General features: G+C 71.9%; 11 protein-coding genes. All 11 read left to right on the top strand.

The features are described 5' to 3' along the window. Position 1: 1 nt before the first annotated feature. From rsmH to J2X59_RS07225, 11 genes are read left to right on the top strand one after another with little or no spacing between them, the layout of a single operon-like run. Positions 2-958 carry a 16S rRNA (cytosine(1402)-N(4))-methyltransferase RsmH gene (gene rsmH, locus J2X59_RS07275; protein WP_326496209.1) on the top strand — a complete coding sequence of 319 codons (957 nt, stop codon included), beginning with the start codon at positions 2-4 and terminating at the stop codon, positions 956-958. 1 nt (position 959) lies between these two features. After that, complete coding sequence (locus J2X59_RS07270) at positions 960-1,706, top strand: hypothetical protein (protein ID WP_251154930.1); 747 nt, start codon at positions 960-962, stop codon at positions 1,704-1,706. A gap of 49 nt (positions 1,707-1,755) precedes the next feature. Next, positions 1,756-3,525, top strand: a complete 1,770-nt coding sequence (locus J2X59_RS07265; RefSeq protein WP_326496208.1) for a peptidoglycan D,D-transpeptidase FtsI family protein — start codon at positions 1,756-1,758, stop codon at positions 3,523-3,525. 14 nt (positions 3,526-3,539) lie between these two features. Continuing rightward, complete coding sequence (locus J2X59_RS07260; protein WP_326496207.1) at positions 3,540-5,165, top strand: Mur ligase family protein; 1,626 nt, start codon at positions 3,540-3,542, stop codon at positions 5,163-5,165. Then, on the top strand, positions 5,162-6,658 hold the full coding sequence (locus J2X59_RS07255; RefSeq protein ID WP_251160127.1) for a UDP-N-acetylmuramoyl-tripeptide--D-alanyl-D-alanine ligase: 1,497 nt from the start codon (positions 5,162-5,164) through the stop codon (positions 6,656-6,658). Before J2X59_RS07260 ends, J2X59_RS07255 begins: the two co-directional genes overlap by 4 nt. After that, complete coding sequence (gene mraY, locus J2X59_RS07250; RefSeq protein ID WP_326496206.1) at positions 6,655-7,758, top strand: phospho-N-acetylmuramoyl-pentapeptide-transferase; 1,104 nt, start codon at positions 6,655-6,657, stop codon at positions 7,756-7,758. The genes J2X59_RS07255 and mraY overlap by 4 nt, the downstream gene beginning before the upstream one ends. Beyond that, the gene (gene murD, locus J2X59_RS07245) at positions 7,748-9,277 is read left to right on the top strand and encodes a UDP-N-acetylmuramoyl-L-alanine--D-glutamate ligase (protein WP_326496205.1); all 1,530 of its coding nucleotides are present in this window, start codon (positions 7,748-7,750) and stop codon (positions 9,275-9,277) included. The genes mraY and murD overlap by 11 nt, the downstream gene beginning before the upstream one ends. Beyond that, positions 9,246-10,550, top strand: coding sequence for a putative lipid II flippase FtsW (gene ftsW / locus J2X59_RS07240; protein WP_326496204.1), 1,305 nt, complete (start codon positions 9,246-9,248; stop codon positions 10,548-10,550). Before murD ends, ftsW begins: the two co-directional genes overlap by 32 nt. Next, entirely contained in the window at positions 10,547-11,647 is a 1,101-nt protein-coding gene (locus J2X59_RS07235) for a UDP-N-acetylglucosamine--N-acetylmuramyl-(pentapeptide) pyrophosphoryl-undecaprenol N-acetylglucosamine transferase (RefSeq protein WP_326496203.1), read from the top strand. Before ftsW ends, J2X59_RS07235 begins: the two co-directional genes overlap by 4 nt. Beyond that, positions 11,644-13,071 (top strand): UDP-N-acetylmuramate--L-alanine ligase, encoded by a 1,428-nt coding sequence (gene murC, locus J2X59_RS07230; protein ID WP_326496202.1) that lies wholly within the window; start codon positions 11,644-11,646, stop codon positions 13,069-13,071. Before J2X59_RS07235 ends, murC begins: the two co-directional genes overlap by 4 nt. Beyond that, complete coding sequence (locus J2X59_RS07225; protein WP_326496201.1) at positions 13,068-14,450, top strand: FtsQ-type POTRA domain-containing protein; 1,383 nt, start codon at positions 13,068-13,070, stop codon at positions 14,448-14,450. The genes murC and J2X59_RS07225 overlap by 4 nt, the downstream gene beginning before the upstream one ends. The last annotated feature ends 161 nt before the right edge of the window (positions 14,451-14,611 follow it).

The raw sequence follows: 14,611 nt of genomic DNA, 5'->3' as shown, positions 1-14,611 counted from the left end.
CATGGCCGAAGACCAGCCGAAGTTCCCGCACACGCCGGTGATGCTCCAGCGCATCGTCGACCTGTTCGTCCCGGCCCTCGACGGCCCGGGCAAGGTCGTCGTCGACGCGACCCTCGGGATGGGCGGCCACTCCGAGGCGCTGCTCGGACGGTTCCCGGAGCTCACGCTCATCGGGCTCGACCGCGACACCGACGCCCTCGGCATCGCGGGGGAGCGGCTCGCTCGCTTCGGCGACCGCGTGCGCCTCGTCCACACCGTGTACGACGGGATCGTCGACGCGGTCGAGGGCGAGGGCTTCCGCCAGGTCGACGGCGTGCTGTTCGACCTCGGCGTCAGCTCGCTGCAGCTCGACCGCGCCGAGCGCGGGTTCGCCTACAGCCAGGACGCCCCGCTCGACATGCGGATGGACCGGACCGAGGGGCAGACCGCTGCCGACGTCCTCGCGACCTACGACGAGGGCGAGCTGCGCCGGATCTTCCAGCGGTACGGCGAGGAGAAGCTCGCCGGTCGGTACGCCCGTGCGATCGTCGAGCGTCGCACCGAGCGCCCGTTCGAGATGTCGGGTGACCTCGTCCAGGTGCTGCACGACGCGACACCCGTGGCCGTGCAGCGGCAGGGGCACCCGGCCAAGCGCGTGTTCCAGGCGCTCCGCATCGAGGTCAACGCCGAGCTCGCCGTGCTCGAGCGGGCGATCCCCGCCGCGCTCGACGTGATCGCGGTCGGTGGTCGGATCGTCGTCGAGTCGTACCAGTCGCTCGAGGACCGCCTCGTGAAGCGGGCACTGGTCGAGCGCACCACCTCGAGCGCCCCGGCAGGACTACCCGTCGAGCTGCCGGAGCACGCTCCCACCTACTCCCTCGTCGTCAAGGGCGCGGAACTGGCCGACGAGGCCGAACGCGCCGCCAACCCCCGAGCCATCCCCGTGCGCCTGCGCGCGGCCGAGCGGATCCGGAAGTGACATGAGCACGAACCTCGCACTCGTCGACCCCGTCGGCGCACCGACCCGTGCCCCGCACCCACCGCGCCGGGAGCGACCCGAACTCGTCGAGGTCGCGCCCTCGAGGGCGCAGCGCCGAGCACGGCCGAAGATCGCCTACGCGGTGGTCGGCGTCGTGTCGCTCGGTGTGCTGCTCCTCGCGCAGCTCGGCATCAGCATGGTGCTGAGCCAGGGGGCGTACACGCTGGACTCGCTCGGCGCCGAGCAGACGGGGCTCTCCCGGACGCAGCAGTCGCTGTCCGAGGAGCTCCGGGTGCTCGACTCGCCCCAGAACCTGGCGCGCAACGCCAAGGCACTGGGGATGATCGCGAACTCCACCCCGGTGTACCTCGACCCGAAGACCGGCCACGTGTACGGCACGCCGACCCCGGCGGCCCCCGACGAGGCGACCGCGAGCGGCGACAACCAGGTGCCGAACGCGCTCCTCGACCCGGTCCCGCTCGCCGCCGGCCCGGACGCGTCCGCCGGCGGGGCGAGCACGACCGACGGTGCCGCCGGCACCGGTGCGACCCCGGCCGACGGCACCACGAGCACGACCGGCGGCAGCACGGACACCAGCGCGGGCGGGACGTCGGCGACCGGTGCCCAGCAGGGCGCTGCGACGGCCGACACTGAGAAGAGCGCAGGCACCAGCGAGTCGGGACGGACCGGCTCGACCACCGACGTAGAGTCCGACGCGAACCCGCTCCAGGCACCCACCACCCGGTGACCTGCGGGCGGGATCAGACTGCCGCACCACCCGGGAAGGACCGCACCGCGTGACGAAGACGATCCGCAACCCTCGACTGCGCTACAGCGTGGTGATCATCGCCGTGATCGCCCTCGTCGCGGTCTTCGTGATCCGACTGGTCGACATCCAGGTGGTGCAGGCAGCGGCGCTGAACGAGGCGTCGAAGGCGAAGCGGAGCATCCCGGTCACCATCTACGGCAACCGCGGTGCGATCGTCGACCGCAACGGCACCGAACTCGCGGAGAGCGTCAACCGCTACAACATCGTCACCTCGCCACGACTCGTCGCGGGCTTCGACGGCAAGCTCGGCGGCGAGCGCACGAAGAAGGTCTCGGTGGACGACGCCCTGCAGGCGTTGGCGAAGGCGTCCGGCGGTGACGTGCAGGCGATGCAGAAGGCGATCGCAGCCGACCCGAAGTCGGACTTCGCCTACCTGGTCAAGGGGCTCGACGTGAAGCACTACGAGGCGGTCGTCGCCCTCGGCATCCCGTGGGTCTACAAGGAGCAGCAGTCCGCCCGCGTCTACCCGATGGGCGCCACCGGCGGTGCGCTGACCGGGTTCATGGGCACCGACGGCGCCCAGGCCGGCCTCGAGTACTCGTACGACCAGTGCCTCGCGGGCAAGAACGGTTCGGAGACGTACGAGCGCGGCGAGGACGGCGTGCAGCTCCCCGGGAGCACCCGGACCACGGAGCAGGCCAAGGACGGCGGCACGCTCGAGACCACCATCGACAGCGACCTGCAGTACATGGCGCAGCAGACGATCGCGTCGGCGGCGCAGTCGCTGCAGGCGGAGTCCGCGACCGCGACCGTCGTCGACGTCAAGACCGGTGAACTCCTCGCCGTCGCCGACTGGCCCACCGTGGACCCGAACGACGTCGACGCGACCACGGACAAGGGGGCGTACGGCTCCCGTGCGCTGACCTCGACCTACGAGCCCGGTTCGACCATCAAGGCGGCGATCGCGGCCGCGCTCATCGACCAGGGCAAGTCGAGCCCGACCGACCGAGCGGTGGTGCCGTACTCGCGGTCCTTCCCGTGGGGCGGCAAGATCCAGGACTCCGAGCTCCACCCGACCGAGAACCTGACGCTGACCGGCATCCTCCAGAACTCCTCGAACGTCGGCATCACCGAACTCGGCGAGCGGTTGTCGACCCAGCAGCGGTACGACTACATGAAGAAGTTCGGCCTGTTCGAGCGCGAGTCGGCGATCCAGTACCCCGGCCAGCCGGGCATGCAGTACGGCGCGAGCCCGGACTGGGACCAGCAGACGAACATCAACTCGATGTTCGGGCAGGGAATCTCGACGACCGCCGTCCAGGTCGCGAGCGTGTTCCAGACCCTCGCCAACCAGGGTGTCCGGATCCCGCTCCACATGGTGAAGGGCTGCAAGACCTCCGACGGCAAGGTGATCGACGCGCCCGACGTGCAGGGCACGCGCGTCGTGTCCGCTGCGGCAGCCGACCAGACCGTCAAGATGCTGCAGAGCGTGGTCACGGGCGGCACGCTCGTCGGGATGAAGCCGATCTCCGGCTACAACATCGCGGCGAAGACCGGTACCGCCGAGGTCGCCGAGGGCGGGAAGGGCTACGGCGGCCAGCGCATCACCTCGGTGGCCGGAATGGCACCCGCCGAGGACCCCCAGTATGTTGTCACGGTGACGTTCACGAAGCCGCAGACCAACAAGTGGTCCAGCGGAGCGGCTCCGGCGTTCCGCACTCTCATGTCCCAGGTGCTCGAGAAGTACCGAGTAGCCCCCTCCACGGCCGAGGCGCAGCTGTACCCGTCCACGTGGTGAGGAAGAAGGAGCACTTGTCCGCACGGATCCCCCCGGTCCTCCGACCCGAACACCCGACCCCGAGGAGCGTCGCCGAACTCGCGAACGCGTTCGGCATGCGCGTGGACGGCTCCGTCGACGCCGTCGAGACGACGGGCGTCACGCTGAGCGCTGCCGAGGTGCAGCCGGGTGACCTGTTCGTCGGCGTGCACGGCGCGAACCGACACGGCGCCCAGTTCGCGACCGAGGCCGCCGAGCGCGGTGCCGTCGCGGTGCTGACCGACGCCGACGGCGTCGCACTCGCCGAGCCCTCCGGCCTGCCGGTGCTGGTGGTCGAGGACCCGCGCGCCGCGCTCGGCGACGTCTCGGCGTGGGTCTACCGCACCCACCCGGACGAGGCCACCGACCTGCCGCAGCTCTTCGCGACGACGGGCACGAACGGCAAGACCAGCACGTCGTACATCCTCGAGGGCATCCTCAAGCAGCTCGGCCTGGTCACCGGCCTCAGCTCGACCGCGGAGCGCCACATCGGCTCGCTCAGCGTGACGAGCCGCCTGACCACCCCCGAGGCGAGCGAGATGCACGCGCTCCTGGCCCGCATGCGCGAGTCCGAGGTCCGCGCCGTCGCCGTCGAGGTCAGCGCCCAGGCCCTGAGCCGCCACCGCGTCGACGGCATCGTGTTCGACGTCGCCGGGTTCACGAACCTGTCCCACGACCACCTCGACGACTACGCCGACATGGAGGAGTACTACCAGGCGAAGCTCCCGCTGTTCCAGCCCGAGCACGCCCGTCGCGGCGTCGTCTCGCTGGACACCGACTGGGGGCACCGCGTGGTGCAGGACTCCCGCATCCCCGTCACGACGATCACGGTGCACCCCGAGGTCGAGGCCGAGTGGCACGTCGACATCGTCGAGGCGCACGCCGCCTACACCGAGTTCCGCCTCACCGGGCCCGAGGGGCGCGAGCTCACGACCCGTGTGCCGCTCATCGGCTGGCACATGGCGGCCAACGCGGCGCTCGCGATCGTGATGCTCGTCGAGGGCGGGTTCGAGCTCGGTGCCATCGCGCACGCCCTCGGCTCGAACCACCGGCACTACGCGGACCAGACCGACGAGCAGCCGGTCAGTGCCATCGAGTGCTACCTGCCCGGTCGGACCGAGCGGGTGTCGGGGGACGCCGGCCCGAGCGTCTACGTCGACTTCGGTCACAGCGCCGACGCCTTCGAGAACACGCTGGCGGCCGTCCGGCAGTTCACGCCGGGCAAGGTCCTCATGCTCTTCGGCGCCGACGGCGACCGCGACACGACGAAGCGCGGCGACATGGCGCGCGTCGCCGCCGCGGGGAGCGACATCCTCGTCGTCACGGACCACCACCCTCGCTTCGAGGACGCCGCGTCCATCCGGAAGACCCTGCTCGACGCCGCGCGGGAGGCCTACCCGGACCACGAGACGTACGAGGTCAGCCCGCCGGAGGCGGCGATCCGCACGGCCGTGAGCCTGGTCGGCGACGGGGACTCGATCCTCTGGGCCGGCCCCGGCCACCAGGACTACCGCGACATCGCGGGCGTCCGGACGCCCTACTCGGCGCGTGACGAGGCCCGGCAGGCACTGCGCGAGGCCGGCTGGGAGCCGAACTCCGGCCCGGCGGAGGAGACCCGATGATCGCCCTGACCCTCGCCGAGATCGCCGCCGCGATCGGCGGCGAGCTCGTCAGCGGTGCCCCGGAGCAGGTCGTCGACGGCAGCGTCGAGACCGACTCGCGCCTCGTCGACACCGGCAGCGTGTTCTTCGCGCTGCTCGGGGAGGAGACCGACGGCCACCGCTTCGTGCCGAACGCGGTCGAGGCCGGTGCGGCCCTGGTCGTGACCGAGCGCGCCGTGGACCTGCCCGACGGCGCCGGCACCGCGCAGGTCGTCGTGTCCGACGGCTACGCCGCCCTCGCCGCCCTCGCGCACGAGGTCGTGGCGCGGGTCCGCGCCTCGAGCGCCCACCGCGTCGACGAGCAGGGACTGCCGGCGCCGCTGCGCGTCGTCGGCATCACCGGTTCGAACGGCAAGACGAGCACCAAGAACATGCTCCGCACGATCCTCGAGCAGCACGGTGCGACCGTGGCGCCGCAGGGATCGTTCAACAACCACGTCGGCGCCCCCGTCTCGATGCTCCGCATCACCCACGACACGCGGTTCCTCGTGGTGGAGATGGGTGCCAGCGGCAAGGGGCACATCGCGAAGCTCGTCGCGATCGCCGAGCCGGACGTCGGTGTCGTCCTGAAGGTCGGGCTCGCGCACGCCGGCGAGTTCGGCGGGATCGAGGCGACCCAGCGCGCGAAGTCGGAGATGGTCACCGACCTGCCCGCCACCGCGACCGCACTGCTCAACGTGGACGACGACCGCGTCGCGTCCATGCGTGCCCTCACCGACGCGACCGTCGTCGGCTTCGGCACGTCCGCCGGCGCGGACTACCGCGTCTCCGGCATCGAGACGGACCGCAGCGGTACGCGCTTCACGCTCACCGCGCCTCCCGTCCCGGCCGAGGCCGCCGCGGACCGTCCTGGAGGCACGTCCCCGGTCCCGCAGACCGTCGACGTCCGCCTCGCCATCCTCGGCGAGCACCACGCGATGAACGCGTCGGCCGCCCTCACCGTCGCCCACCTGTGGGGCGTCCCGCTCGCCGCCGGCGCCGAGGCGCTCGCGTCGATGACGCGGGCCGAGCGCTGGCGCATGGAGCTCCTCCAGGGCGGACCGGAGGGCGTGACCGTCATCAACGACGCCTACAACGCGTCGCCGGACTCGACGGCCGCCGCGCTCCGCACCCTGGCGCAGGTCGTGCGTCCGGGGGAGCGCTCCGTCGCCGTGCTCGGCGAGATGGCGGAGCTCGGGGAGTTCTCGACGGAGGAGCACGACCGCATCGGTCGGCTCGTCGTCCGTCTCGGCATCGGACAGCTCGTGGTCGTCGGACCCGGGGCCGCGCCGATCCACCAGGCCGCCACCCTCGAGGGATCGTGGGACGGCGAGTCTGTGTACATCGAGGACGTCGACGCAGCCGTCCACGCCCTGCAGGAGATGGTCCGCCCCGGCGACGTCGTCCTCGTCAAGTCCTCGAAGTCCGCCGAACTGCGATTCCTCGGCGACCGCCTCGGAGGTGTCACCGAATGATCGCGCTCCTCGTCGCCGGCTCCGTGGCGCTGGTGTTCACACTGCTGCTCACACCGCTCTTCATCAAGCTGTTCCACCGCCTCGGCTGGGGACAGTTCATCCGTGACGACGGCCCGCAGTCGCACCACACGAAGCGCGGCACCGCGACCATGGGCGGCATCGTCCTGATCATCGGCGCGGTGCTCGGCTACTTCGTCGGACACCTGGTGGGCCGCGACTCGGTCACGCTGTCCGGACTGCTCGTGCTCTTCCTCATGGTCGGGCTCGGGTTCGTCGGGTTCATCGACGACTTCCTCAAGGTCCGTCGGCAGCGGAGCCTCGGGCTCGGCGGCTGGGCGAAGGTCCTGGGGCAGGTCATCGTCGGCGTCGTGTTCGCGACGATCGCCCTCGTCGTGCCGACCGGCAACGGCAAGCCCCCGGCATCGACGATGATCTCCGCGATCCGCGACGTCCCGTGGTTGGACTTCATGGTCCTCGGAACCGTCATCGGGACGATCCTGTACCTCGCGTGGATCGTGCTGCTGACGGTGTCCACGTCGAACGGCGTGAACGTCGCCGACGGGCTGGACGGCCTCGCCACCGGCTCGAGCATCCTGGCGATCGGGTCGTACGTCATCATCGGCTTCTGGCAGTCGAACCAGATCTGCGGCGGCGTCCGACTCGACGAGAGCACCGCGCACGCCTGCTACAGCACGTCCGACCCGCTCGACCTCGCGGTCGTCGCGGCCGCGGTCTGCGGTGGCCTGATCGGGTTCCTCTGGTACAACACCTCGCCGGCGCAGATCTTCCTCGGCGACACCGGCTCGCTCGGCCTCGGCGGAGCGCTGGCCGGCCTGGCGATCCTCAGCCGCACCGAGCTCCTGCTGATCCTCATCGGTGGGCTGTTCTTCATCGTGACCGGCTCGGTCATCCTGCAGCGCGCCTACTTCAAGATCACCCACGGCAAGCGCATCTTCCGGATGAGCCCGCTGCACCACCACTTCGAGCTGAAGGGGTGGGCCGAGGTGACCGTCGTCGTCCGGTTCTGGATCATCGCGGGGCTCTGCGTCGCGGCCGGTGTCGGGCTCTTCTACCTGGAGTGGATCGCCCGTGTCGGCTGACGCCCGTCTCGAAGGACTCGACAGCTGGTACGCCGAGGGCTGGAAGGGGCTTCGGGTCGCCGTGCTCGGCCTCGGCTCGACCGGCTTCTCCGTCGCCGACACGCTCGTGGAGCTCGGCAGCGACGTGGTCGTCCTCGCGCCGGACGGACCCGCCGACACCGTGGAGCTGCTCGACGTGATCGGCGCCCGGTTCGAGCGCACGTCGCTCGACACCGTGCCGGCCGCCCTCGTGGCCCAGGCCCCGGACGTCGTCGTCGTGTCGCCCGGTCTGCCGCCCCACAACGCCACGGTCCGCTGGGCGGTCGAGCACAGCACCGTGTGGGGGGACATCGAGCTCGCCTGGCGCGTGCGCGACAAGGTCGTCCGTGGCCCGATCGCCGCACCGTGGGTGACCATCACGGGGACGAACGGCAAGACCACGACCACGCAGCTGACGACCGCGATGTTCGCGGCCGCCGGGCTCCGCGCGGTCGCCTGCGGGAACATCGGCGTACCGGTGCTCGACGTCGTCCGCGACCCGGAGGGCTTCGACGTGCTGGTCGTCGAGCTCTCGAGCCACCAGCTGCACTACATGCCCACCTCGGGCGACGGTGCCGTCGTGCCGCTCGCGAGCACCTGCCTCAACATCGCGGACGACCACCTCGAGTGGCACGGCTCCGCCGAGGCGTACCGCGCGGCGAAGGCCAAGGTCTACGAGCGCACCGTGACGGCCTGCGTCTACAACACCTCGGACGAGGCGACCCGTCGCATGGTCGAGGGTGCCGACGTGGTCGAGGGGTGCCGTGCCGTGGGCTTCACGCCCGGGGTCCCCGCGCCGGGCGACGTCGGGATCGTGGACGACGTGCTCTGCGACCGCGCCTTCACCGAGGACCGGCGCAACAGCGCGCTCGAGTTCGCCACCGTGGCGGACCTCGACCAGGCCGGGCTCGCGAGTCCGCACATGACCATGAACGTCCTCGCCGCGGCCGCCCTCGCGCGTGCTGCCGCCGTCGAGCCCGCGCACATCCGCGCTGCCGTGCAGGGCTTCCGCGCCGACCACCACCGGACCGAGCACGTCGCGACGGCGGACGGCGTCGCCTGGGTCGACGACTCGAAGGCGACCAACCCGCACGCCGCCACGGCATCGCTGGCATCGTTCGAGACCGTCGTCTGGATCGTCGGCGGGCAGTTCAAGGGCGTCGACATCGACGGCCTCGTCGAGCGCTTCGGCCCCACGGCCCGAGCGGTCGTCGTCATCGGGACGGACCGGACACCGGTGCTCGAGGCATTCGCGCGACACGCGCCGACGGTCCCGGTCCTGCAGGTCGAGGCGACGGAGACTGATCACGTCATGCCCGAGGCGGTCCGGCATGCCGCATCGGTCGCACGACCGGGCGACACGGTCCTCCTCGCCCCCGCGGCGGCGTCGTTCGACCAGTTCGGTTCGTACGCGGACCGGGGGCGCCGGTTCGCGGCGGCGGTCCACGAACACCTGGGAGGCACAGCCGATGGCGACCACGGATCTCCCGAGCGGCCGTAGCGGCGGCCGCACGACGGGCAGCACCGGACACACGGGAACCGCGTCCGCGGGCGGCGAGCACGCCGGTTCGCAGCGCCGTGCGCGGGGCGCCGTCGTCGCGGTCAAGAACGTCTTCGTCGCCGAGTCGAGCACCTTCTACACGATCCTGGGTGTCACGCTCTTCCTCGTCGTGTTCGGCGTCGTGATGGTGCTGTCGTCGTCGAGCGTCGAGCAGTACGCCGCCACCCACGACTTCTTCGGCGCAGCGTCCAAGCAGGGGCTGTACGCCGTGCTCGGCGTCCCGCTCATGCTCGTCGCGAGCCGCGTCCCCGCGCGGCTCTGGCGGAAGTGGGCGATGCGGATCCTCGCCGCGGCGCTGGTCCTGCAGCTGCTCGTCTACACGCCGCTCGGCATCGAGATCCAGGGCAACCGGAACTGGATCAAGCTCGGCTCGTTCAGCGCCCAGCCGTCCGAGGCCGTCAAGCTCGGCATCGCCCTGGCCGTCGGCGCGATCATCTACGTGAAGCGTGACCGGCTGCGGGAGTGGAAGGAACTGTTCGTGCCGGTCGGCATCGCAACGGTGCTGCCGCTCGGGATGGTGCTGCTCGGCGGTGACCAGGGAACCGCGATGATCATGCTGGTCCTGCTGCTCGGTGCGCTCTTCATCGGGGGCGCGCGGGCGAAGCACCTGCTCGTCATCCTCGGGGTTGTCGCCGTCGTGCTGCCGTTCGTCACGATGGCGTCGGCCTCGCGGCAGTACCGCATCAACGCGTGGCTCTCCGGATGCACCGACTCGAACCAGTACCAGGACCTCTGCTGGCAGCCCGTGCACGGCATGTGGGCCCTGGCGTCCGGTGGCGTGTTCGGCGTCGGCCTGGGCAACTCGAAGGCGAAGTGGTCGTGGCTGCCCGAGGCGGACAACGACTACATCTTCGCGATCATCGGCGAGGAACTCGGGCTCATCGGCGCCGTGGTCGTGCTGGCGCTGTTCATCGTCCTCGCGGTCAGCATGATCAAGGTCATCCGCCAGTCGGACGACCCGTTCGTCCGGACGGTCACCGGCGCGATCCTGGCCTGGATCATCGGGCAGGCGCTCGTCAACATCGCGGTGGTGCTCGGCCTGCTGCCGGTCCTCGGCGTGCCGCTGCCGCTCATCTCGGCCGGTGGATCGGCCCTCATCATGACCCTCGTGGCGATCGGCGTGGTGCTGTCCTTCGCCCGCGAACTGCCCGGCAAGGGCCGGACCGCGGCACCGCGCGCCGGCTCCGCACCACAGAACGGAGTGCTCCGGTGAGCACCTACCTCTTCGCCGGCGGTGGCACCGCCGGACACGTCAACCCGCTGCTCGCGGTCGCCGACCGGCTGACCGAGCAGGACCCGGACGCCCGCGTGCTCGTCCTCGGCACCGCCGAGGGGCTCGAGTCGCGACTCGTGCCGATGCGCGGTTACGAGCTGTTGACGATCCCGCGCCTGCCCTTCCCGCGCCGGCTCGACGCCCGGGCGCTCCGGTTCCCCGCCGGCTTCCTCGGTGCGGTCCGACGCACCGAGCGCTTCATCCGCGAGCACGACGTCGAGGTCGTCCTGGGCGTCGGCGGCTACGCGGCGGCGCCGGCCTACATCGCTGCGAAGCGGACCGGGACGCCGATCGTCGTGCACGAGCAGAACGCCAAGCCCGGGCTCGCGAACCGGCTCGCCGCCCTGCTGACCCGGCACGTGGGCCTGACGTTCTCGAACACCCACCTGCGCCACGGACGCGTGGTCGGGATGCCGCTCCGCAGGGAGGTCGAGACGCTCGACCGCCGTGCCGCGCGGGCCGAGGGCCTGGCCGAGTTCGGCCTCGACGCGGACCGCCCGGTGCTGCTCGTCACGGGCGGCTCGTCCGGTGCGCGGAGCATCAACACGACGGTGAACCGCTCGGCGACGGCGATCGTCGACGCCGGGTGGCAGGTCCTGCACGTCGTCGGCGGCAAGTCCGACATCGGACCGAGCGACCTCGACGGGTACCACGTCCTGCCGTACTGCGACCGCATGGACCTGGCCTACGCCGCGTCCGACTTCGTCGTGTCCCGCTCGGGTGCCGGCATGGTGTGCGAGCTGACGGCCGTCGGGTTGCCGAGCGTGCTCGTCCCGTACCCGGTCGGCAACGGCGAGCAGCGGCACAACGCGGCGGACGTCGTCGGCGCCGGGGGAGCGGTGCTCGTCGACGACGCGGCGTTCACGGACGAGTGGGTGACGTTCCAGCTGCTGCCGATCCTGCGTGACCGTGCGCGGATCGCCGACATGGCCGTCCGAGCCGGCAGCGTCGGACACCGCGACGGGGCGGACCGGATGACGGCCCTCGTGCGCGAGGCCGCGCAGCGCACCAGCACCAGCACCACGGAGGAACGATGACCATCAAGCCGGACCTGACCCAGCCGATCCCGGACGACCTCGGCACGGTCCACTTCGTCGGCATCGGCGGCTCCGGGATGAGCGGCATCGCGCGGATGTTCCTGGCCGCCGGGCACCGGGTCACGGGCAGCGACTCCCGCGAGACCGCGACGACCGGCACGATGCGCGACCTCGGCGCCGAGGTGCACATCGGCCACGACGCCGCGAACCTCGCCGATGCCGACACCGTGGTGGTCACGAGCGCGCTGTGGCCGGACAACCCCGAGCTCCTCGAGGCGCAGCGTCGCGGGCTCCCGGTGCTGCACCGGTCCCAGGCCCTCGCCGCGCTGATCGCCGAGCACCGCCTCGTCGCGGTCGCCGGCGCGCACGGCAAGACCACCTCGACGGGCATGATCGTGACCGCCATGGTCGAACTCGGCCTCGACCCGAGCTTCGTCAACGGCGGCGTCATCCAGTCGCTCGGCACGAGTTCGGCCCCCGGCGCCAGCGACCTGTTCGTCGTCGAGGCGGACGAGTCCGACGGGTCCTTCCTGCTCTACGACGTCGCGGTCGCGCTCATCACGAACGTGGACGCCGACCACCTCGACCACTACGGCAGCGAGCAGGCCTTCATCGACGCCTTCGTCGAGTTCGCCGCGAAGGCGAGCGAGCGCATCGTCGTGTCGAGCGACGACGCGGGCGCGAAGCGCGTCACCGAGGGCGTGCGGGCCCGCGAGCACGCACCCGAGGTCGTCACCTTCGGCGAGGCCGCCGACGCTGACGTCCGCATCGAGCGCATCGTCGAGGCGGCGAGCGTCGAGGTCGACCTGCGCGCCGGCGGGGAACACCACCACATGACGCTCCGGGTGCCCGGCCGCCACAACGCCGTCAACGCGGTGGGCGCCTTCGCGGTGCTCACCGGGTTGGGTGTCGCGCCCGCCGACGCGATCCGGGGTATCGAGGCGTTCGGCGGCACCGAGCGTCGCTTCGAGCTGCACGGTGTCGAGCGCGGGGTCTCGGTGTACGACGACTACGCGCACCACCCCACGGAGGTCGCGGCCGCGCTCCGCGCAGCACGCAACGTCGTCGGCGACGGTCGGATCATCGCGATCCACCAGCCGCACCTGTACTCGCGCACGCGGCTCATGGCCGGCGACTTCGCCCGCGTCTACGAGGAGCTGGCCGACCACACGGTCGTGCTCGACGTCTACGGCGCCCGCGAGGACCCGGAGCCCGGCGTCACGGGTGCCCTCGTGCAGGAGCGCTTCGTGGACCAGTCCAGGGTCGAGTTCCTGCCGGACTGGGACGACGCCGCTGCACGCGCGGCCGAGGTCGCCCGCGACGGCGACATCGTCATGACGCTCAGCTGCGGCGACGTGTACCGGATCATCCCGCAGGTGCTCGGTGCGCTGCGGCACGACGGCGACGGGGACCGCGCGCAGTGAAGCGTCCCGAGGGCTTCGACGGGCGTCCGGAGGAACCGGAGGCCCCGGCCGACGGTGCCCGCGCACCGCGGCAGCGCCGTGGTCCCCTGACGTCGCGTCGACCGGCACGCGGAGCGGCGGCGGACGGCCGGGAGGCGCGCCCCGCCACCGCCCCGCCACCTCCCGCCGACGAGCCGGTCGCCTCCACCGCCGCGCCGAGCCCCGACGAGCACCGCGCGACGTCGAGACCCTCGTCGAAGCCGGCGTCTGCGCAGGGGCAGCGCGAGCGCGCGGGCGCCCTCGCCAACGCCGCCGGCCGCCGCCTCGGTGCCGGCTGGTCGAGCGTGGCCGAGCGCCTGCGCGAGTACACCCCGGACGAGGAGCACGCGGGCAGGACGTCCGCCGCTGCCCGGGACGGCGGCGCCGCGTCGCGCACCGGTGCGGACACCGCGCCCCGCGGTGCGGGCGCGACCACGACCGACCCGACGACCCAGGAGTCGACCCCGGACGACGCGACCGGTGCGGCCACCGTCACCGACGTGATCGACGCGCCCGGTGCTGCCCGCCCGACGGCCGACGACGAGCACGGGTCTCCGATCGGTGCCGGCGTCCGCGCTGCCGAGACCGCGCGCGAGGCACGGGTGGCGAGACGTCGCCGTCGGCTGCTCGAGCGGGCCGAGGTGCGGCGCTTCACCCGGCGTGCACGACACCGCCGTGCTGCCTGGATCACCGCGGGCACCGTCGTGGTGGTCTTCGGCGCGTCGATCCTGGTCGCCGTCTACTCGCCGCTGATGGCCCTGCGCACGATCGAGGTCCGCGGCACCGAGCGGGTCGACGCGACCGCGCTCCGCCAGGCGCTCTCCGACCAGGTGGGCACCCCGCTGGCCCGCATCGACTTCGGCGAGGTCAAGCGCGACATCGCCGGCTTCCCGCTGATCGAGAGCTACGTCACCGAGGAGGTCCCGCCGCACACCCTCGTCGTGACCGTCACGGAGCGGACACCCGTCGTCGCCGTCCGTTCGGGGGACTCGTTCGACCTGGTCGACCCGGCGGGCATCGTGGTGCAGTCGTCGCCGGACCGTCCGGAGGGCGTGCCGGTCGCCGACGTGCAGCGCGCCGAGCTCGGCTCGCCGGTGTTCCGGACGATGACCGAGGTCGTGCTGTCGCTGCCGTCGACGGTCCGTCGGCAGGTCACGGACCTCCGGGCGACCACTGCCGACGACGTCACGCTCACGCTCGACGACGGGTCGACCGTGGTCTGGGGCAGCCCGGACGCCTCCGACGCGAAGGCATCGCTGCTCGCGGCCCTCGTCGCGGACCACGCGTCGCGCGATCCCGACACCGAGGTCGAGTTCGACGTCTCGGCACCGGACAACGGCATCGTCCGACCGGCGCAGTGACGAGCGGAGGGTCCGACGACCACCGCCGAGCCGCTCGCGGCGGGAATCTCGGCGACGCGATCCGCGACACGCGGCGTGGCGGGGCGACAGCCCGCGGAGCGCACCCGTAGCGTCGTGGAAGCACCGCAACTACCAGCATTGCCCCTGAACTTCAAGTAGAG

The organism is Curtobacterium sp. 260 (assembly GCF_030803485.1).
Taxonomy (GTDB): Bacteria; Actinomycetota; Actinomycetes; order Actinomycetales; family Microbacteriaceae; genus Curtobacterium.
The sequence above is the reverse complement of the archived record's forward strand: the minus strand, read 5'-3'. Positions and strand labels throughout refer to the sequence as shown.